This is a genomic window from Micropruina sp., assembly GCF_027492755.1.
Lineage (GTDB): Bacteria > Actinomycetota > Actinomycetes > Propionibacteriales > Propionibacteriaceae > Micropruina.
The window spans coordinates 1-18,450 of the sequence record NZ_JAPUED010000073.1 but is presented as its reverse complement, the minus strand read 5'-3'; the positions used below and the strand labels follow the sequence as shown (position 1 = coordinate 18,450).

Genomic DNA, 18,450 nt, shown 5'->3' with positions numbered 1-18,450 from the left:
CTCAGCGGTGGACGACGATCTCCACCCGCTGGAACTCCTTGACCTCGGTGTAGCCACAGGTGGCCAGGGCGCGACGCAGGGCGCCGACCAGGTTCATCGTGCCGTCCGGGGTGTGCGAGGGGCCGTGCAGGATCTGCTCCAGGCTGCCGATCGCACCGAACCGGACGCGCTCGCCGCGCGGCAGGCTGGGGTGCCAGGCCTCCGGACCCCAGTGGTAGCCGTGCCCCGGCGCCTCGGACGCCCGGGCCAGCGGCGAACCGACCATCACGGCGTCCGCGCCGCAGGCGATCGCTTTGGCGATGTCGCCCGAGCGGCCCAGGGCGCCGTCGGCGATCACGTGCACATAGCGGCCGCCGGATTCGTCCATGTAGTCGCGGCGGGCTTCAGCGACGTCCGCCAGCGCCGACGCCATCGGCACCTCGACGCCCAGCACGTTGCGGGTGCGCTTGGTCGCACCACCGCCGAAACCGACCAGGACGCCAGCCGCACCGGTCCGCATCAGGTGCAGCGCCGCCTGGTAGGTGGCGCAGCCGCCGACGATCACCGGCACGTCGAGTGCGTAGATGAACTCCTTGAGATTCAGCGGCTCCACCGTCGACGACACGTGCTCGGCCGACACCGTAGTACCGCGGATCACGAAGAAGTCGACCCCGGCCGATTCGACCACCGAGGCGAACGCCTTGCAGTTCTCGGGCGAGAGCGAACCGGCGACCGGCACGCCCGCCGCACGGATCTCGTTCAGCCGCTGGCTGATCAGTTCACCCCGGATCGGCGCGGAGTAGATCTCCTGCATCCGCCGGGTCGCGCTGACCTGATCCTCGATCTCCGACAGCTCGGCGAGCAGCGGCTCAGGGTCGTCGTACCGCGTCCACAGGCCCTCCAGGTTGAGCACGCCGAGCCCGCCGAGGCGTCCGAAAGCGGCCGCGGTCGCCGGGGACATCACCGAATCCTGCGGCGCCGCCACGATCGGGAAGTCGAAGGTGAGCGCGTCGATCGACCAGTTCAGCCGGACGTCCTCGATGTGCCGGGTGCGCCGGGTCGGGACGATCGCGATGTCGTCGAACGAATACACCGGTTGGGCACGCTTGGATCGGCCGATCTCGATCATGGGGCAGGCTCCTTCGCCTTGTCAGGCAACGAGGGGGTCAGTTGGGAGAGGCGTAGTTGGGCGCCTCGACGGTCATCTGGATGTCGTGCGGATGCGATTCGCGCAGACCGGACGCGGTGATCCGGACGAACCTGCCACGCTGATGCAGTTGGCCGATGGTGGCGGCACCGGTGTAGAACATCGACTGCCGCAGCCCGCCGATCAGCTGGTACGCGACGGCGGACAGCGGGCCACGGTAGGCCACCTGCCCCTCGATGCCCTCGGGGATCAGCTTGTCGTCGGAGGTGACGTCGCCCTGGAAGTAGCGGTCCTTGGAGTAGGACGCGCGGCGTCCGCGGGCGGCCATCGCACCGAGCGAGCCCATGCCGCGGTAGGACTTGAACTGCTTGCCGTTGATGAATACCAGCTCGCCCGGGCTCTCCTCGCAGCCGGCCAGCAACGAACCCAGCATCACCGTGTCGGCGCCGGCCACCAGCGCCTTGGCGATGTCACCGGAGTACTGCAGGCCACCGTCGCCGATCACCGGCACCCCGGCCGGACGGCAGGCGCGGGCCACGTCGTGGATCGCGGTCACCTGCGGGACGCCGACCCCGGCCACCACCCGGGTGGTGCAGATCGAACCCGGACCGACGCCCACCTTGACGCCGTCGGCGCCGGCATCGACGAGCGCGGACGCGCCGGCGTAGGTGGCCACGTTGCCGCCGATGATGTCCACCCCGGCGGCGGCCGGATCGGCCTTGAGCCGGGCGATCATCTCCAGCACGCCGGTGGAATGCCCGTGCGCGGTGTCGACCACGATGGCGTCCACCCCGGCCTCGACCAGTTGCATGGCGCGCTGCCAGGAATCGCCGAAGAAGCCCACCGCGGCACCGACCCGCAGCCGGCCCTGCTCGTCCTTGCAGGCCAGCGGGTACTTGTCGGACTTCACATAGTCCTTGAGGGTGATCAGGCCGCGCAGGGTGCCGTCGGTGTCGACCAGCGGCAGCTTCTCGATCTTGTGCCGGGCCAGCAGCCGCAGCGCCTCGTCGCTGGTGATGCCGGGCCAGCCGGTGACCAGCGGCATCGGCGTCATCACGTCGGCGACCCGGCGATGCTGGTCGTCCTCGAACCGCATGTCGCGGTTGGTGACGATGCCGAGCAGCTTCATGTCCTCATCGACCACCGGGACGCCCGAGATGCGGAATTTGCCGCACAACTCGTCAACCTCACCGATGGTGCGATCGGCGGTGATGGTGATCGGCTGGTCGACCATGCCGGCCTCGGACCGCTTCACCCGATCCACCTGGGCTGCCTGCTCGTCGGCGGGCATGTTGCGGTGCAGGATGCCCATGCCGCCCTCGCGGGCCATCGCGATCGCCATCCGGGCCTCGGTCACGGTGTCCATCGCGGCGCTGAGCAGCGGCACGTTGAGCCGGATCCGCTTCGAGAGCTGCGTCGAGGCATCGACCTGGGACGGGATGACGTCGCTGGCGTTCGGCTGCAGCAGCACGTCGTCGAAGGTGAGACCGAGCGTCGCGAACGGCGCGGGCACTCCGGCCGGGGTCAGATCGGACGAGGACATCGAGGCACCACTCCTTCGCGCGGGATGGTCAGTCTATGCGTCACCGGACGGGAACCCGGTCGCGTCCATACGACCCGTCACGGCCTCAGGGACTGGTCATCCCTGTGCCCCGCGCACTCCGTCATCCCGGCTGAACGCCGGGATCCCACCATGCGCCGCAGAGATCCCGGGGGCAAGCCCGGGATGACGCGAGCGGCCTCAGGCGACGGAGGCCAGCGCGTCGTCCAGGTCGGGCCGGTGGAAGGTGAAGCCGTCGTCGAGCAGCCGGCGGGGCTGGACGCGGGTGCCGCTGAGCAGCGCCTCGTCCACCATCTCGGAACCGAACAGCAGCTGCAGCGCCGGCAGCGGCATCGGGATCAGTGCCGGCCGGTGCAGCGCGTTCGCGAAGGCGGCGGTGAACCGGGCGTTGGTGACCGGATTCGGCCCGCACAGGTTGACCGGGCCGGTCAGGGTGGAGGTGAGCAGATGGGCGACGGCACGGGTGTAGTCGTCAACGTGGATCCAGGACACGAACTGCCGTCCGGAGCCCAGCCGTCCACCGAGTCCGAGCCGGAACGGCAGCCGCTGCTTGCCCAGGAAGCCGCCCTCGGTGGTGAAGACGTGCCCGGTACGCAGGTAGGCGGTCGGCACCGGCGCGGCGTGTGCGGCGCGTTCCCAGTCGGCCACCAGTTGGGCCAGGAAGCCGGCGCCCTGCGGCGTCCGTTCGTCGACCATGGTTTCGCCGGTGTCGCCGTAGTAGCCGATCGCGGAGCCGTTGAGCAGCCGCCGGCAGCGGCCGGCCGGCTCGAGTGCCGCGGCCAGCGTCGTGGTGCTGTTCAGCCGTGAACTGCGCAGCTCGGCCTTGCGTTCCGTGCTCCAGCGGGCGTCGGCGATGCCGGCGCCGGAGAAGTTGATCACCACGTCCACATCGGCCAGGCCGGGCGCGGCGATCCGTCCGGCGTCGGGGTCCCAGCGGCGTTCGTTCGGTCCGGACGCCTCGCGGCGCACCAGCGCCAGCACCTCGTGACCGTTGGCCAGCAGATGGGCGGTGGTAGCACGTCCGAGCAGACCGGACGCGCCGGCGATGGCGATGCGCATCAACCCAGCGTAGTGACCCGTCGATCAGGCGGACGTGCACCGGCCGGTACCAGGTCAGCACCGGACGCCGCCCAGAGCGCGAAGGCTGCCACACCGAAGCCGAGGCCACCGGCCAGGGAGGGCAGCACCGACAGGTTGTACAGGTTGGTCAGCGCGTAGGCCATCAGATAGCCGAAGCTGCCGAACACCACCCATTCGGCCGCGGTGCGTCCCAGCGGGATCAGCGCGAGCAGGGCCAGGCTGAGCCCGATGTACCACGGATGCAGCGCCTGACCGATGAACAGCACCAGCAGCGAACCCCAGGCGGTCGCCCGGAGCGGACGCTCGGGCCGGGTCAGGATCAGGGCTGCCAGGCCGAGCACAGCCAGGATCGCAAGCATCGTGTTCGCCGGGCCGGTCCAGTCGCGTCCGGTCCAGATGAAGGCGTCGCCGATCGCCACCGACAGCGTCATGGTGCGGGCCCGGCCCATCTGCGACAGCCATTGGGTCCAGCCGAAGCCCAGTCCGGTGGCCAACGACACCGCGACGAAGGTGACCAGGGCGACGACGGTCGCGACCGCCGTCCGCCAGCCGAGCACGAGGATCCGTTGCAGCCAGGGCAGCCGGGCCAGTTGCGCGGCGACCGGCAGCCCGGCTGCGGCGAGGACGGCCAGGCCGGCCTGCTGTTTGAGCGCCATCGCCAGGCCGATGACGATCGGCGCCAGCACCAGGCTCGCCGAGATCCTGGGGACGGTCTGCACGCTCAGCCACAGCGCGGACACCACCACACCCGCCATCAGGGTGTCGTTGTGGGCCCCGCCGATCAGGTGCACGATCGTCACCGGATTCAGCACGCCCAGCCAGATGGCCCAGTCGCGGTCGGTCCCCAGCCGGTCGGCGAGGCGGGGCAGGAAGATCGCCAGCAGCCCGACGCCGACGAGCGCGGGCAGTCGCTGCGCGATCACCCCCCAGTAGGGATGCATACCGGCCAGTTGCACCATCAGCCGGTTGATCTCCAGCGCCAGCGGCGGATAGGCCACCCCGTTGCCTGCCCAGAAGTCGTCGACGAAGGGCTCGAAGGGGCCGCCGAAGCTGCCCAGCACATTCACGTAGGGGTTGCCGCCGTGGGCCAGGATCCAGCCCAGGTCGGCGTAGAGGAACGGGTCGCCGCTCATCACCGGCGGCACCACCACCAGCGGCGCGGCCCACAGCAGCCACAGCCGGGCGGGCAGGACGCGCCCGGAACGCGGCACCAGCAGCAGCCAACCCGCGGACAGCAGCACGCAGCCGGACGCCACCAGCAGCTTGCCGGTGTCGTGGCTGATCGTCGTCGCCAGGGTTGCGATCGGCCCGACGCCCCAACCCAGCGGGTTGAACGAGAAGCCGTTGCTACAAGCCCCGACACCGACCAGCACCGCCCCGACGAAGCCGATCCACACGCCCGGAGAACGCCACGGGAACGCGGGCATAGGCAACCTTCAGCTCGGGGACGGTCGGTGCGACGATCCTAGCGAGCCGGGGTGAACGGACGCCCCTCGGCTCTGCCGGTAACCCCCTCCCTAACTATCTCTGCCCTCCCGCATGTGGGAGGGCAGAGATAGTTAGGGAGGGGGTTACAAGTCAGGGGACGGAGTGCCACACCACGGTCTGGACGGCGTTCCAGATCGCGAAGGCGACCAGGAAGGCGGTGGTCCAGCCGAACTGGCGCCGGGTCAGCGGCAGCAGCGCCAGCAGCGCGATCGACCACGGGATGTACCAGGGATGCATCGACTGGCCGAGCACGCTGACCGCCAGCGAACCCCAGGCGACGGCCGCCAGCGGACGGTCGGCGAACCGCACCAGCACCCAGGCCAGCACCACCAGCAGGGTGAGGGTGGACGCCGTCCCGACCGCGGCCAGCCACGCCGACGGATCGCCTCCGGCGGACTCGATCAGCAACTCGCCGGCCTGGGCGAGCAGCGAGAACGGGGCCGCGGTGCCGGCCTTGCCCATCAACGACAGCCACGCCGTCCAGCCGAAACCGAGACCGGAGGCCAGCGACACCGCGGCGAAGGTCGCGACCGCGACGCCGGCGGCCACCGCGCTGCGCCAGCCGAGCAGCCAGACCCGACGCGGCAAGGTCTCGGACGCCAGCCGCGCCGCGACCGGCAACCCCGCGCAGGCCAGCACCGCCAGCCCGGCCTGCTGCTTGAAGGCCATCGCCAGGCCGATCACCAGCGGGCCGGCGAGCAGCCCCCAGGCCCAATGCCGTCCGCGCAACGCCACCCAGAGGCCGAGCAGCGCTACCGCGACCATCAGCGCGTCGTTGTGGGCGCCACCCACGAAATGCAGCACCACCAGGGGATTCAGCAGCCCCCACCACAGCGCACGGTCGCCGTCCAGGCCGAGATCGCGGGCCAGCCGCGGCAACACCCAGGCGATCACCGCCAGTGCCACCAGCACCGGAATGCGCATCGCGACGATGCCCCCGTAGACCGCGAACCCGGCGACCCGGACGACCAGCGCATCGGTGAGCAACGCCAGCGGCGGGTAGGCCACCCCGTTGCCCGCCCACAACGGATCGACGTGCGGGGCATACGGTCCGCCGGCCCCGGTCAAACCGACCAGGTACGGGTTCTGGCCCTGGTTCACGATCCAGCCCAGGTCGGCGTACAGCACGGCGTCGGCCGAGAGCACCGGCGGCACCAGCAGCAGCGGAAGACTCCACAACGCCAGCGCGATCAGCAGCGTGCGGCGGCCGGGCGTCCGTGAGCCGTCGGCGTCGGTCGTCTCGGACGGCTGCAGCATCCACCAGGCGGCGGCCAGCAGCAGCACCCCGACGACGATCGCGACTCTGTTCCACGGCAGCGGCAGCGCCAGTCCGACCGCGTTGACCAACTCGGACGGCCAGCCCGCCGGACCGTGGGCGAACTCGGGGTGACAACTCCCCCAGCCGACCAGCAGAGTGCCCAGGACGCCGACCGCGATCAGTGGCACTGGACGGCCGCCCAGCCGTCGTCGCGCAGAGTCGAGGACGGCGAGCACCCGCTCATGGTACTGACCGCGACCCCGTGCCCGGCTTCAGAGTCGAGCAGCAGCGCCAGCGTGCTGGCACCGCGCAGCGGAGGCGGCCCGGATCAAGTCCGGGATGACGACACCGTGCGAGATCCCGGATCCGGGTCCGGGATGACGGGGGTCCGCCATCTCCACCCGGATCTCCACCCGCGGGAGGGCGTCCGGGAGCGTTGCGCGAACCAGCCTTGAGGCATGGATCTCAACGTTCTCGGCAGTATCGGACTCGGCATCCTCGTCCTGGTGTGGGTGGGGTACCGGCAGACGACGTGGCGTCCGGTCGGGGCCAGGATGTGGCGGTTGCCGCTCATTCTGGGCCTGGTCGGCCTCGCCTCAATGATCAGCAGCGGAATGCCGCTCAGCGGAATCGACCTGGCGGCTCTGGCCCTCGAACTCGTGGTATCAGCCGCCACGGGCGTCTGGATGGGTGTCCTTGCTCGGTTCCGTCCGCTGGCACCGTCCGACGCGACCTCGGCCCGGTGGGAGAGCCGGACGGGCTGGTGGGGCCTGGCGCTGTGGCTGCTGGTGGTCGCGGTGCGGGTCGGCATCGACATCGTGGCGGTGCGACTGGGTGCCGGCATGGTCACCTCGACCGGGGTCATCCTGCTGGTGCTGGCCGCCAACCGGCTGGTCCGGGTGGGGGTCATCCTGAACCGGGCCGGACGGCTCGACGCCGGCACCCCGGTCGGCCAACCCACCCTGGTCTGAGCCTTGCTCCACCGATGGACGGCTGCGCAAGGATGGTGCCGTGAACTGGCGTCCGGGACCGACCAGCATCGCCCTCACCGTGGTGGGGGCGTTGCTGCTCTGGTGGTGGACTGTGCTGCGCGAGTACGCGCACCAACCGACCTGGGCGCTGGTGCTGTTCGCTCTGGCGCTGGCGTGCTGGGTGGCCAGGACGGTGCTGGCCCGGACGGCATGGTCGCGCACCTGCACCGTGCTGGCGACGGCAGCGGTCGTGCTGGGCGCGGTGGCCGGGCCTGCCACCCAGGGCAACTCACTCGTCCCGGCCGCGGTGTGCCTGCTGGTGCTGGTCGGCGATCCGGAACTGCCGCTGAAGCTCGGCGTCGCCGTCGGGCTGGCTGCGATGGGTTTGATCGCTCTCGGCGCGCTGATCGACCCGCTCCCGGCGGCGGCCCTGGCCACCATGCTCGGCGTGGCGGTGATCGCGGTGCTCGCCGGCTTCAGCCGCCGCCAGGGACGGCAGGCGCAACAGCGCGAGGCGCTGCTGGCCGAACGCGAGGTGGCCATCCGCGAGGAGGCGATCCGGGTGGCGCTGGCCCGCGACCTGCACGATGTCCTGGCCCACACCCTGGGTGGCCTGGTCGTTCAGTTGGACGCGGCCGAGGCGCTGCTGGAGGCCGGCCAAGCCGAGGCTGCCGAAGAGCGGGTGCGGGGTGCCCGGTCGCTGGCGGCGTCCGGGCTGGGCGAGGCGCGACGTGCGGTCGCGGCCCTGCGCGCCCCGGCGGACGCCGTCGAGCCGTGGCCGCCGGAACGGTTCGAGGTCGCCGTGGACGACCTGCTGGAAGCACACCGGAGCCTGGGCGGCACGGTCGAGCTGACCCGCTCCGGCGCTCCGGTCACGTTGCGCGGCGAGCAGGCGAACGCCCTGCAGCGGGCACTTCAGGAAGCACTGAGCAACGCCCGCCGGCACGCTCCGGGCGCCCCGGTCACGGCGGCGCTGGCGTGGCACGATGATCGGGTGCTGCTCACTGTCTGCAACTCGCTGCCAGGAACGCGCCCGGCTGGTGCAGCCGGTGGTGGTTATGGACTCATCGGCATGCGGGAACGCTTCGAGACCTTGCCCGGCGGAGGTTCGGTGACCGTACAGGACGCCGACGGGTGGTTCACCGTCCGGGCCGAAGCAGGGCTGCGATGAGCGACGACGCCGCGCCGATCCGGGTGCTGGTCGCCGACGATCAGGCGATCATCCGTGACGGGCTGGCCACCGTGCTGGGGCTGCTGCCCGACATCGAGGTGGTCGGCACCGCCGCGGACGGCGCCGAAGCCGTCCGGCTGGCCGTGCTGGAGCATCCGGACGTGGTGCTGATGGATCTGCGGATGCCGATGCTGGACGGCGTCGCCGCCACCGTCCGGCTGCGCGCCGACGTCCCGGACGCCGCCGTGCTGGTGCTCACCACCTATGCCGATGACGAGTCGATCCTGGCCGCGCTGCGGGCCGGCGCCACCGGCTATCTGACCAAGGACGCCGGACGGGCCGAGCTGGCGGCCGCCGTCCGCTCGGTGGCACGCGGTCAGGCCACCTTCGCCGCCGAGGTGGGCGCCACGGTGATCGCCGCCGCCACCACGTCGGCGCCGGACGAGCCGGTCAGCCCCGCCGACACCCTGGCGTCACGTTTCCCGGAGCTGACCAGGCGCGAAGCCGAGGTGCTGGCGCTGATCGTCGCCGGCCTCGGCAACGCCGACATCGCCGCCCGGCTGTTCGTCGGCGTGACCACCGTGAAGACCCACATCAACGCCATCTTCGCCAAGCTCGGCGTCCGGACCCGGGCCGAAGCGATCGCCCGCGCCGCGCAGAAGTGACACCCCTGCACCGGATCCGTCACACCGACTTGATCAGCAACCGCCGGTAGGCCGGGATCAGGACGCCTCGGGCCGGCGTCCGCTCGACCACCCGCCACGGCCCGGCGTCCAGGAATGAGCCGAGCACCAGCCGCAGTTCGGCTTTGGCCAGCGACGAGCCGAGACACAGGTGGCGGCCGGCACCGAACCAGAGCTGCCGGGTCTCCGGCAGGTAGCCGCGGTCCAGCGAGAAGCCGCCCGCTCCGCTGTTGGCCGCGTAGACCAACGCCACCACCCGGTCGCCGGCCCGCAGCCGGCGTCCGTCCACGTCGAAGTCGGCGCGGACGTGCCGTCCGATCATCGGGGCCGGGCTGGTCACCCGCAGCCCCTCGCGGATGGCGATCTCCAGCAGCTCGGCCCGGTCGGCCCCCGTGGCGGCGGCCAGCCGCCGCACCTGGCCGCTGTCGGCCAGCAGGGCGGTGGTCCGTCCGATCGCGCTGGAGGCGGTGCCGGTGCCGGCCACCAGCATCAGCGTGGCCAGGCCGGTGGCCTCGGTTTCGGACAGGCCCAGTTCCCGGCAGCGGCCGAGCAGGGTCGCAGGTCCGGCGTTGCGGTAGTTCTCGGGAACGTCAGCGGTCAGTTCGGCGATGATCCGCCGGGCGTGGGCGATCGCCGCCGGGCTGAGCCGGGTGTCGCCGGTGGTTCCGACCGCGACCTTCGTCAACTCCTCTGCTTGGGCGAAGATCGCCCGGTAGGCGCCGTTGCCGTCGAAATCGAGACCGGACGCGGCGGCGCGGCCGCGGAAGTGCGCCACGTCCACCCCGAGAAGCTGGGAGATCAGCCGTCCCACCATGATCCGGCCGACGTCGGCGGCGTCGACCGCCTCGCCGGCACGGAGCCGTTCGGTGACGCCGGCGAGCAGATCGCCCGCCGCCGCGGCAACGGTGGCCTCGGCACGCGCCTGGCTGAACAGGTCCTTCGCCCGAGTCCGCAGCCGCAGATGACCGGGGCCGTCGAACGAGTCATGGACCCACTCCCCCAGCAGCTGCGCCCACAGATGCCCGACCCCGCCCTCACCGAGCAGGGTGGTCGAGGAGTGGTCGAGCAGGATCTTCCGGATCAGCCGGGGATCGCGGACCACCCAGCCGATGCGTGGCAGCTTCGCCATCGCGGGCGCCACCTGCGCGGCGGTCATCAACGCCCCGAGACCGGGATGCGCCGCCCAGAGCAGCCGCCGCTCGTTCCATGCCGCAGTGAGGCCGGCTCGCCCCGGCACAGCGAATGACATGAGGTCACGGTACGGGGACGGGGTGCCGGGAAACGCAGATTCCCCCGCACCGGCGAACCGGTGCGGGGGAATCGTGCGAATCAGCCGAAGCTGGGCTCAGTGCTTGTGCCCGTCCTCGTCGTCCTCTTCGGGCTTCTCCACCACCAGGGTCTCGGTGGTGAGCAGCAGGGCGGCGATCGAAGCGGCGTTGGCCAGCGCGGAGCGGGTGACCTTGACCGGGTCGATCACGCCGGCGGCCAGCAGGTCGCCGTACTCGCCGGTGGCGGCGTTGTAGCCCTGACCGGGCTCCAGCTCCGACACCTTGGAGACGATCACGTAACCCGGCTCGCCACCGTTCTCGGCGATCCAGCGCAGCGGCTCGACGACCGCCTTCGCCACGATCTGGACGCCGGTGGCTTCGTCACCGGACTTGCCCAGGCCGCCGGAGAGCACCTTCGCGGCATGGACGAGGGCGGAGCCGCCACCGGCGACGATGCCCTCCTCGATGGCCGCACGAGTGGCCGAAACGGCGTCCTCGATGCGGTGCTTCTTCTCCTTGAGCTCCACCTCGGTGGCGGCGCCGACCTTGATCACGCAGACGCCGCCGGCGAGCTTGGCGACCCGCTCCTGCAGCTTCTCGCGGTCCCAGTCGGAGTCGGTGCGGGCGATCTCGGCGTGCAGCTGAGCAACCCGGCCGGCGACCTCTTCGGAGGAACCGGCACCGTCGACGATGGTGGTGTTGTCCTTGGTGACCACGACGCGGCGGGCCCGGCCCAGCACGTCCAGGCCGACCTGGTCGAGCTTGAGCCCGACCTCGGGAGCGATGACCTTGCCGCCGGTGAGGATCGCGATGTCCTCGAGCATGGCCTTGCGGCGATCGCCGAAGGCCGGGGCCTTGACGGCCACCGAGGTGAAGGTGCCGCGGATCTTGTTGACCACCAGGGTGGACAGCGCCTCACCGTCGACGTCCTCGGCCACCACGAACAGGGTGCCGCCGGCGCCGATGACCTTCTCCAGCAGCGGGAGCAGGTCGTTCATCGAGGAGATCTTGCCCTGGTTGATCAGGATGTAGGGATCCTCGAGGACGGCCTCCATACGCTCCGGGTCGGTCACGAAGTACGGGGACAGGTAGCCCTTGTCGAACTGCATGCCCTCGGTGAACTCGAGCTCGGTGCCGAAGGTCTGCGACTCGTCGACGGTGATCACGCCGTCCTTGCCGACCTTGTCGAAGGCGTCGGCGATGAGCCGGCCGATCTCGGCGTCGCGCGCCGAGATGGTGGCCACGTTGGCCATGTCGTCGGTGTCGGCGACCTCGCGGGCCAGCTCGCGCAGGCGATCGCTGACGGCCTCGACGGCCGCCTCGATGCCACGCTTCAGGCCGACCGGGTTGGCCCCGGACGCGACCGCGCGCAGGCCCTCGTGGACCAGCGCCTGGGCCAGCACGGTGGCGGTGGTGGTGCCGTCGCCGGCCACGTCGTTGGTCTTGGTGGCGACCTCTTTGGCCAGCTGGGCGCCGAGGTTCTCGTAAGGATCGGTGAGCTCGACCTCTTTGGCGACGGTGACACCGTCGTTGGTGATGGTCGGAGCGCCCCACTTCTTGTCGAGCACCACATAGCGGCCCTTGGGGCCGAGCGTCACCTTCACGGTGTTGGCGAGGATGTCGACGCCGCGCTCCAGGGAGCGCCGTGCCTCCTCGTCGAACTGAAGGATCTTGGGCATGGTCTGGGGATCCTTACTTGGAGACGACGGCGAGGATGTCGCGGGCGTTCAGGAGCAGGTACTCCTGGCCCTCGTACTTGACCTCGGTGCCGCCGTACTTGGAGAAGATCACGACGTCACCCTCGGCGACGTCGAGCGGAACGCGGTTGCCGTTGTCGTCGATGCGGCCGGGGCCGGTCGCAACGACCTTGCCCTCCTGCGGCTTCTCCTTGGCGGTGTCGGGGATGACCAGGCCCGAGGCGGTGGTCTGCTCGGCCTCGAGCGGCTGGACGAGGATGCGATCCTCGAGCGGCTTGATCGTGACTGCCACGTCAAAACCCTTTCTTGTGCTGGGCACGTAGCCCGTTGCTTGTCGGATTTCAGCCGGGGCGTCGTCGCGGGTGCCGCCGGCGGCCGTTCGCACTCTCTAGGCGAGAGTGCTAACTGCGAATCTATCGCGGGCTTAGCACTCGTTCAACCTGAGTGCCAGCAAATCGCGGCACGCCTGACCCACCCGGTCACCGCGGAACGGCAGAATGCGCCGATGAAACCTTCCGAGGCGAAGCCCGTCGAGCGAGTCATCGCCGGTCTGGACGCGTTCAACGCGGCGCATCCGTGGAACCACAACGAGCGGCTGCACCCCTGGATCCTGCGCAATCTGCCCGATCGGCGCGAGCGGGCTCTCGATGTCGGCTGCGGACGGGGTGTGCTGCTGGCCGAGTTGGCCGTCCGGTTCGACGCGGCGCACGGCACCGATGTCGATGCGCCGATGCGCGAGGCGGCCCGGCAACGCTGCGCCGGCCTGCCGAACGTGGTCGTCGACGACGCTCAGCTCGCCGAGCTGGACGGCCCCTACGACCTGATCACCATGGTCGCGGTCCTGCACCACCTGGACGCCGCTGAGTCGCTGCGACAGGCGGCGCGCCTACTGGCGCCGGGTGGCCGGCTGCTGGTGGTGGGCGTGGCGCCGCCGTCCGGGCCGGTCGACCTGCTGTGGGAGATCGCCTCGCTGGCGCTCAACCCCGTGGTCGGGTTCGTGAAACACCCACGGCGGGCGTCCGGCGTCGATCCACGTCCGCCGGTTCCCGTCCGGGACGCCGGCGTGAGCCTTGACGAACTGAAGCGGATCGCGGGCGACATCGTGCCGGGTGCGGCATTCCGGCGCCGGCTGTTCTTCCGGCACACGATCAGTTGGACGATGCCGGGTTGATCCCGATCGCTCTGGGCGGACACCCGGCGATCAGACGGATCCACCGATCGGACGCACCGCCGGACCCTTGACCGCTGATCCGACAGTTGATTGATGGTCAAATTGCTTAACTATTTGCCTACAATGGATCGATGACCGATCGCGAGCACCTGGAGCGGCTGTTGGCCGAGCGGGTCCGCGAGGTCGGCTGGGCCTCGGAGCGGGTGGGACATGGATTCGCCTCTCAGCAGGGTCTCCACCCCACCGACCTCCGGGCGCTGACGGCGATCTACGCGGCCGACCTCGCCGGCACCCCGCTCACCGTCCGGCAACTGGCCGCTGAACTCGACCTCACCCCGGCCGCTGTGACCTACGCGGTCGATCGGCTGGCCGCGGCGGGCCACGTCTGGCGCGAGCGCGGGGTCACCGACCGGCGCACCGTCGTGCTGCGCTTCGGCAACTACGGACGCCAGGTGGCCCGCGAGTTCTTCACCCCGCTGGGAGCCCTCCACGCCGAGGCGTTGCAGGGCTTCGACGACGCCGAGCTGGCGGCCTGCGTCCGGGTGTTGACGGTGGTCACCGAGGCTCTCGAAGGCTTCGACCGCGAACTGCGACGTTCACCGAAGGCACAGCCGTGAGCACCGGACGCCGGGTCGGGGCTCCCCAGCGCAGTTGGGTGCTCGGGCTGGGCTTGTATCTGCTGGGCATCTTCATCGGCGCGATCGACACCGGCATCGTCACTCCGGCCCGGACCATCATCGCCGACGACCTGGGGGTGAACCAGCAGCTCGGGATCTGGATGATCACCGTGTACACGCTGGCCTACGCGGCAGCCATCCCGGTGATGGGCAAGCTGGCCGACCGGATCGGCCGCAAACCCGTCTATCTGACAGCGATCGTGCTGTTCGGCGTCGGCTCGCTGCTGTGCGGGCTGGCCCAGGATGCCGGCAGCTTCTGGATGCTGATCGCGGCGCGGGTGATCCAGGCCATCGGCGGCGGCGGCATTCTGCCCATCGCCACCGCCGAGATCGGCACGGAGGTGCCCCCGGAGCGACGGGGCATGGCGCTGGGCCTCGTCGGCGCCGTCTTCGGGATCGCCAATCTGCTCGGTGCGTCCGCCGGCAGCCTGATCCTCGGCCTGGCCGGCCCGCACAACTGGCAGTGGATCTTCTACGTGAACGTGCCGATCACCGCACTGATCGTGATCGCCGGAGTGTTGGTGCTGCCCAACCACCGCGAGGCGTCCGTCGCACCACTGGATCTGCGGGGCATCGCGCTGCTGGTCGCAATGATCATGTCCCTGCTCTACGGGCTGACCAATATCGACTTCTTCGACTTGGCCGGCTCGCTGCGATCGGTGGAGGTCTATCCGTATCTCGCCGCCTTCGTGGTGCTGCTGCCGCTGTTCGTGCTCGCCGAGCGGCATGCCGCCGATCCGGTGCTCAACCTGAGCTACTTCACCCACCGTCCGGTCGCTCTCACCCTGGCGCTGTCGTTCCTCTCCGGGTTCGTGCTGATGGGGGTGGTGTTCGTTCCCCAGCTGGCCGAGAACGCGCTCGAACTGCCCAGCGGCAGCGGCGGCTATCTGGTGATCCTGCTCGGCCTGGCCTCCGGGGTGGGTGCCCCGCTGTCCGGACGGCTGACCGACGCCTGGGGCGCGAAACGGGTCCTGGCGTTGGGTGGCGGCATCTCCGCGGTCGCGGCGGTCAGCGCGGTCGCCTGGCTGATCCCGCATCCGGGCTATCCCAGCGTGATCGGCACGCTGCTCCTGATCGGCCTCGGGCTGGGCTTCGTGATCGGCTCGCCGCTGAACTACCTGATGCTGCAGCTGACCGAGCCCCGACAGGCCAACTCGGCGCTCGGCACGGTGTCTCTGATCCGGTCGATCGGTACCACGGTGGCGCCGGCGATCATGGTCGGCTTCCTGGCCCACGCGGGCGCAGGCATGCAGGACCGGTTGATCGCCCAGTTGCCGTCCACGGTCAAGGCGCCGGAGCTGCCGTACGCGGCGACCCTGCAGCGTGAGTTCGCCCGCTGGAAGACGGACGACCGGTTCGCCGACGCGCTCAAGGGCGTCGAGTTCCCCGACCTGGCCGCCAAGAGCACGATCGACCTCGACCTCAACGGCGGCGGTCAATTGCCCGCGGATCTGGTCGAGCTGGTGCAGACCGCAGACGTCACCACCATCGTCCCGGTCACCGCCACCGTGGCTCGGCGGATGTTCGCCCAGCAGACCCCGGCCGTGATCGCCGACATCGCTTCCGGCGTCGAGACCGGAATCGCCCAGCTCGGCACGGTGCGACACACCCTGACCACAACCCACGCCGAGATTACCCGCAAGCTGCGCAGCATGGAGCGGGCGCTGACCACCATGCGCGCGACCCTGGCCCGGATGGACCGGTCGGTGCGGTCGATGAACGCCGCCGAGGCCTCGATGACCACCGGCATCGCCGGAATGAGCCGAGCCATCACCGGCATGGACAAAGGGATCGCCGGGATCACCAAGGCCCGTGCCAAGCAGGCCAAGGCCATCGCCGGCATGAACAGGGGCCTGGCCGGGTTGAGCCGGGCGATCGCCGGCGTCCGCAAAGGCATCGCCGGCATCGACCGGGCGGTCGCCGGCATCGACGCCGCCCTGGCTCAGCAACGCGCCGCGCTGGCCGCGCTGCAGGGCTCGGACGATCCGGCTGCGCAGGCACAGATCGCTCGACTCACCCGGGCGATCGAGGAACTGGAGAAGCAGCGCGCCCAGTTGATGGCGGGACGCGGCACAGCCACCGCGAAGCTCGCCACGCTGCGCCGGCAGCACTCCACGCTGACCCGACAGCGGGACGCCCTGCATGCCGCCCGCGCCACCTTGGCCGCGCAACGTGCCCGGCTGGTGCGGCAACGCGACGTCCTGACCGGCAAGCGCGCCGCGCTCACCGTCGCCCGCGCCAGGCTGACCGCCGGACGGGACAAGCTGCTGGCCGCCCGGCTCAGCCTGGCCCGCTCGCGGGACAAGCTGGCCGGCGGCTACCGCGCGCTCGACAAGGCCCGTGACGGCATCGTGGACGCGCGGGCCGAGGTGGACCGGACCGTGCGGGAGCTACGGACGCTGGACGCGGCGGTCCCCGGCGCCTTCGACCAGGCCCTGACCGACTACCTGGCCCAGATCGACCGACTCGGACCCGAGTTGCGGCGCACCTTCCAGAGCACCCTCAACGAGGGCTTCCGGGATCTGTATCTGCTCTACGGCGCGGCCTGCCTGCTGCTGCTCGGGCTACTGCCGCTGATCCCGGTGCCGCCCGAACCGGAGCGAGCCGACCAGCCGCAGGCGGAGATTCCCTAGCCGAACCAGCCGGCCAGCAGGTACCAGATGCCCAGCAGCGCCGCGACCGCCAACGCGGCCAGGTAGGCAAGCACCAGCCGGGTGTCGCGCAGCAGGCACTTCGACCGGGTCAGTCCGGCCCGCCGCGCCCGCCAGTAGCCGGCGAAGCCGAGCCCGGCGAAGAACAGCAGAGCGAGCGGGCCGAGCAGCCAGCCGAGTAGCGCGATGGTGGCGAAGATGCACAGCCGTAGCGGGTCGAAGGGCTTCTCCGCCGGACTCCCCTCGGCGGCGGGGCCGGCATCCGACGGGGCGACCGGCTCTGGACGGGACGGCTCCGCACCGGAAGCGCCCGATCGACCGCGGACGACCTGCGAGGGGGACGGTCCGGCGGCGATGCGCCGGGCGTCCGCCTCGCCGGTCATGAGCGGGCGGCGCTGGGCTGCAGCAGCTGCAGCTCGCGCCGGGTGGTGGCAGTGCTGAGCCGCTGCCGGGACAGCGCCGGCCAGGCCTGGACGGCGCAGAACGGGGCGCACTGGTGGGCGTCCGCCTCGCTCTTGGTACCGACGTGCACACAGCACTGGGTGAGTCGTTCCTCGATCATCGTCGAGATGTCCATGAACGGCTTGACGGTGATCCGCACCACCCGTTCGGCGAGCAGCCGGCGCAGCCGCTCCTGCTGGCCGGGCAGCTTGCCGGCTGCGAGCGTGGTCAGGGTGCCGATGCCGAGGTCGCATTGGGTGCAGATGTTCTGCCACAGTTCCGCCGTCCGGGGGTGGGACAGCGACGCCTGTTCGCTCATCAGGTCGAGGAACGAGGTGCGCATCAGGTCGCGCAGCCGCAGCGGGATGTCCCGGTCGGCGATCCGGTTGGCGAAGGCGTCCGGATCGAGCTCCAGCCAGGCCAGCAGTTCGTCGTGGCCGACCAGCGCGCACAGCGATCGCCACACGCCGGCGTCGTCCCTGAGCAGGTAGCCGACCGACGCGCAGTGCGGGTGCGAGCAGGGCAGCGCGGTCAGGTCGTGCCAGGCCACCACTCCCCCGGTCTGTTCCTCGAGCCGGGCCAGGACGCCGGTGTGGGTGAGCCGGTTCACCGGGTCGATGCCGTGGCCGCGTCCGGAACCGAAGACGGGTTGCAGCGCCACCCCGCCGACGAACGGCGTCTCCAACGCCCGCAGCACGACCGCGCCGATGTCGCCGTCGTTGACGCCGAGCGCCGCGGTCATGGTCAGCGTGGTGAACACTTCCGCCTCGGACAGCCGCGCGATCGCCGCCTCTTTGAACCGGGTCAGGTCACCACCCCGGTGGTAGACGGACGCCTCGGGCGACGGCCCGTCGTACTGCAGGTACACCTCGACCCGGGAGCGGTGCTTGCGCAGCAGCGCGACCAGCTCGTCGTCCTGTGCGATCAGCAGGCCGTTGGTGTTCACCATGATCCGGACGATCGGGCGTGCCACCAGCTCGTCGAGCAATTCGGCGAGCTGCGGGTACAGCGTGGGTTCGCCGCCGGACAGCATCATCACGTCGATCCGGCCGTTCTCCCTGCTCAGCCGGGTGTCGACGTTGGCCAGGATCTCGGCCAGCGGCACCACGCCCTTCAGGGTCGGCCCGGACGCGGTGAAGCAGGTCGGGCAGCGCAGGTTGCAGTGCTCGATGACGTCGGCCAGCAGGATGCAGGTGTGCTGGGTCTG

General features: G+C 70.7%; 16 protein-coding genes. 6 read left to right on the top strand and 10 right to left on the bottom strand.

Going from position 1 to position 18,450, the window contains the following annotated elements; genetic code table 11:
* Position 1 precedes the first annotated feature (1 nt).
* The 5 genes from Q0066_RS04820 to mptB (Q0066_RS04800) all read right to left on the bottom strand — a co-directional run bounded on the left by Q0066_RS04820 (position 2) and on the right by mptB (Q0066_RS04800) (position 6,749).
* A complete protein-coding gene (locus Q0066_RS04820; RefSeq protein WP_298130625.1) occupies positions 2 to 1,108 on the bottom strand; it encodes a GuaB3 family IMP dehydrogenase-related protein in 1,107 nt (368 codons plus the stop codon).
* Positions 1,109 to 1,145: 37 nt separating this feature from the next.
* Positions 1,146 to 2,669 carry an IMP dehydrogenase gene (gene guaB, locus Q0066_RS04815; protein ID WP_298130622.1) on the bottom strand — a complete coding sequence of 508 codons (1,524 nt, stop codon included), beginning with the start codon at positions 2,667 to 2,669 and terminating at the stop codon, positions 1,146 to 1,148.
* 198 nt (positions 2,670 to 2,867) lie between these two features.
* Entirely contained in the window at positions 2,868 to 3,746 is an 879-nt protein-coding gene (locus Q0066_RS04810; protein WP_298130620.1) for a TIGR01777 family oxidoreductase, read from the bottom strand.
* Positions 3,746 to 5,194, bottom strand: a complete 1,449-nt coding sequence (mptB, locus tag Q0066_RS04805; protein ID WP_298130618.1) for a polyprenol phosphomannose-dependent alpha 1,6 mannosyltransferase MptB — start codon at positions 5,192 to 5,194, stop codon at positions 3,746 to 3,748. Before mptB (Q0066_RS04805) ends, Q0066_RS04810 begins: the two co-directional genes overlap by 1 nt.
* Positions 5,195 to 5,345: 151 nt before the next feature.
* Complete coding sequence (mptB, locus tag Q0066_RS04800) at positions 5,346 to 6,749, bottom strand: polyprenol phosphomannose-dependent alpha 1,6 mannosyltransferase MptB (RefSeq protein WP_298130615.1); 1,404 nt, start codon at positions 6,747 to 6,749, stop codon at positions 5,346 to 5,348.
* Positions 6,750 to 6,971: 222 nt separating this feature from the next.
* Between mptB (Q0066_RS04800) and Q0066_RS04795 the strand changes: the two genes are divergently transcribed.
* From Q0066_RS04795 to Q0066_RS04785, 3 genes are read left to right on the top strand one after another with little or no spacing between them, the layout of a single operon-like run.
* The gene (locus Q0066_RS04795) at positions 6,972 to 7,484 is read left to right on the top strand and encodes a hypothetical protein (RefSeq protein ID WP_298130612.1); all 513 of its coding nucleotides are present in this window, start codon (positions 6,972 to 6,974) and stop codon (positions 7,482 to 7,484) included.
* Positions 7,485 to 7,524: 40 nt separating this feature from the next.
* On the top strand, positions 7,525 to 8,655 hold the full coding sequence (locus Q0066_RS04790) for a histidine kinase (RefSeq protein ID WP_298130610.1): 1,131 nt from the start codon (positions 7,525 to 7,527) through the stop codon (positions 8,653 to 8,655).
* Positions 8,652 to 9,320 carry a response regulator transcription factor gene (locus tag Q0066_RS04785; RefSeq protein WP_298130608.1) on the top strand — a complete coding sequence of 223 codons (669 nt, stop codon included), beginning with the start codon at positions 8,652 to 8,654 and terminating at the stop codon, positions 9,318 to 9,320. Before Q0066_RS04790 ends, Q0066_RS04785 begins: the two co-directional genes overlap by 4 nt.
* 19 nt (positions 9,321 to 9,339) lie before the next feature.
* On the opposite strand, the gene Q0066_RS04780 is transcribed toward Q0066_RS04785, so the two are convergent.
* From Q0066_RS04780 to groES, 3 genes are all read right to left on the bottom strand, one after another.
* The gene (locus Q0066_RS04780; RefSeq protein WP_298130606.1) at positions 9,340 to 10,587 is read right to left on the bottom strand and encodes a cytochrome P450; all 1,248 of its coding nucleotides are present in this window, start codon (positions 10,585 to 10,587) and stop codon (positions 9,340 to 9,342) included.
* Positions 10,588 to 10,683: 96 nt separating this feature from the next.
* A complete protein-coding gene (groL, locus tag Q0066_RS04775; protein ID WP_298130603.1) occupies positions 10,684 to 12,285 on the bottom strand; it encodes a chaperonin GroEL in 1,602 nt (533 codons plus the stop codon).
* Positions 12,286 to 12,298: 13 nt separating this feature from the next.
* A complete protein-coding gene (groES, locus tag Q0066_RS04770; RefSeq protein WP_298130601.1) occupies positions 12,299 to 12,595 on the bottom strand; it encodes a co-chaperone GroES in 297 nt (98 codons plus the stop codon).
* A gap of 213 nt (positions 12,596 to 12,808) precedes the next feature.
* On the opposite strand from groES, the gene Q0066_RS04765 reads away from it, so the two are divergent.
* The 3 genes from Q0066_RS04765 (at position 12,809) to Q0066_RS04755 (ending at position 16,784) form a co-directional block, all read left to right on the top strand.
* Positions 12,809 to 13,474, top strand: coding sequence for a class I SAM-dependent methyltransferase (locus Q0066_RS04765; RefSeq protein ID WP_298130599.1), 666 nt, complete (start codon positions 12,809 to 12,811; stop codon positions 13,472 to 13,474).
* A 131-nt stretch (positions 13,475 to 13,605) separates the two neighbouring features.
* Positions 13,606 to 14,091 (top strand): MarR family winged helix-turn-helix transcriptional regulator, encoded by a 486-nt coding sequence (locus Q0066_RS04760; protein WP_298130597.1) that lies wholly within the window; start codon positions 13,606 to 13,608, stop codon positions 14,089 to 14,091.
* Entirely contained in the window at positions 14,088 to 16,784 is a 2,697-nt protein-coding gene (locus tag Q0066_RS04755; RefSeq protein ID WP_298130595.1) for an MFS transporter, read from the top strand. Before Q0066_RS04760 ends, Q0066_RS04755 begins: the two co-directional genes overlap by 4 nt.
* Here Q0066_RS04755 and Q0066_RS04750 read toward each other — a convergent pair.
* A complete protein-coding gene (locus tag Q0066_RS04750) occupies positions 16,781 to 17,185 on the bottom strand; it encodes a hypothetical protein (protein ID WP_298130593.1) in 405 nt (134 codons plus the stop codon). The two genes, Q0066_RS04755 and Q0066_RS04750, sit on opposite strands and share 4 nt — an antisense overlap.
* Positions 17,182 to 18,450 (bottom strand): radical SAM protein (locus Q0066_RS04745; protein WP_298130591.1); only part of this gene is annotated, 1,269 nt, incomplete at its 5' end. The genes Q0066_RS04745 and Q0066_RS04750, both read right to left, overlap by 4 nt.

What these genes read in the sequence shown, in the direction of transcription:
- Q0066_RS04820 (WP_298130625.1), bottom strand. Translation starts at nt 1,108, where the DNA reads ATGATCGAGATCGGCCGATCCAAGCGTGCCCAACCGGTGTATTCGTTC.
- guaB (WP_298130622.1), bottom strand. Translation starts at nt 2,669, where the DNA reads ATGTCCTCGTCCGATCTGACCCCGGCCGGAGTGCCCGCGCCGTTCGCG.
- Q0066_RS04810 (WP_298130620.1), bottom strand. Translation starts at nt 3,746, where the DNA reads ATGCGCATCGCCATCGCCGGCGCGTCCGGTCTGCTCGGACGTGCTACC.
- mptB (WP_298130618.1), bottom strand. Translation starts at nt 5,194, where the DNA reads ATGCCCGCGTTCCCGTGGCGTTCTCCGGGCGTGTGGATCGGCTTCGTC.
- Q0066_RS04795 (WP_298130612.1), top strand. Translation starts at nt 6,972, where the DNA reads ATGGATCTCAACGTTCTCGGCAGTATCGGACTCGGCATCCTCGTCCTG.
- Q0066_RS04785 (WP_298130608.1), top strand. Translation starts at nt 8,652, where the DNA reads ATGAGCGACGACGCCGCGCCGATCCGGGTGCTGGTCGCCGACGATCAG.
- Q0066_RS04780 (WP_298130606.1), bottom strand. Translation starts at nt 10,587, where the DNA reads ATGTCATTCGCTGTGCCGGGGCGAGCCGGCCTCACTGCGGCATGGAAC.
- groL (WP_298130603.1), bottom strand. Translation starts at nt 12,285, where the DNA reads ATGCCCAAGATCCTTCAGTTCGACGAGGAGGCACGGCGCTCCCTGGAG.
- Q0066_RS04765 (WP_298130599.1), top strand. Translation starts at nt 12,809, where the DNA reads ATGAAACCTTCCGAGGCGAAGCCCGTCGAGCGAGTCATCGCCGGTCTG.
- Q0066_RS04760 (WP_298130597.1), top strand. Translation starts at nt 13,606, where the DNA reads ATGACCGATCGCGAGCACCTGGAGCGGCTGTTGGCCGAGCGGGTCCGC.
- Q0066_RS04750 (WP_298130593.1), bottom strand. Translation starts at nt 17,185, where the DNA reads ATGACCGGCGAGGCGGACGCCCGGCGCATCGCCGCCGGACCGTCCCCC.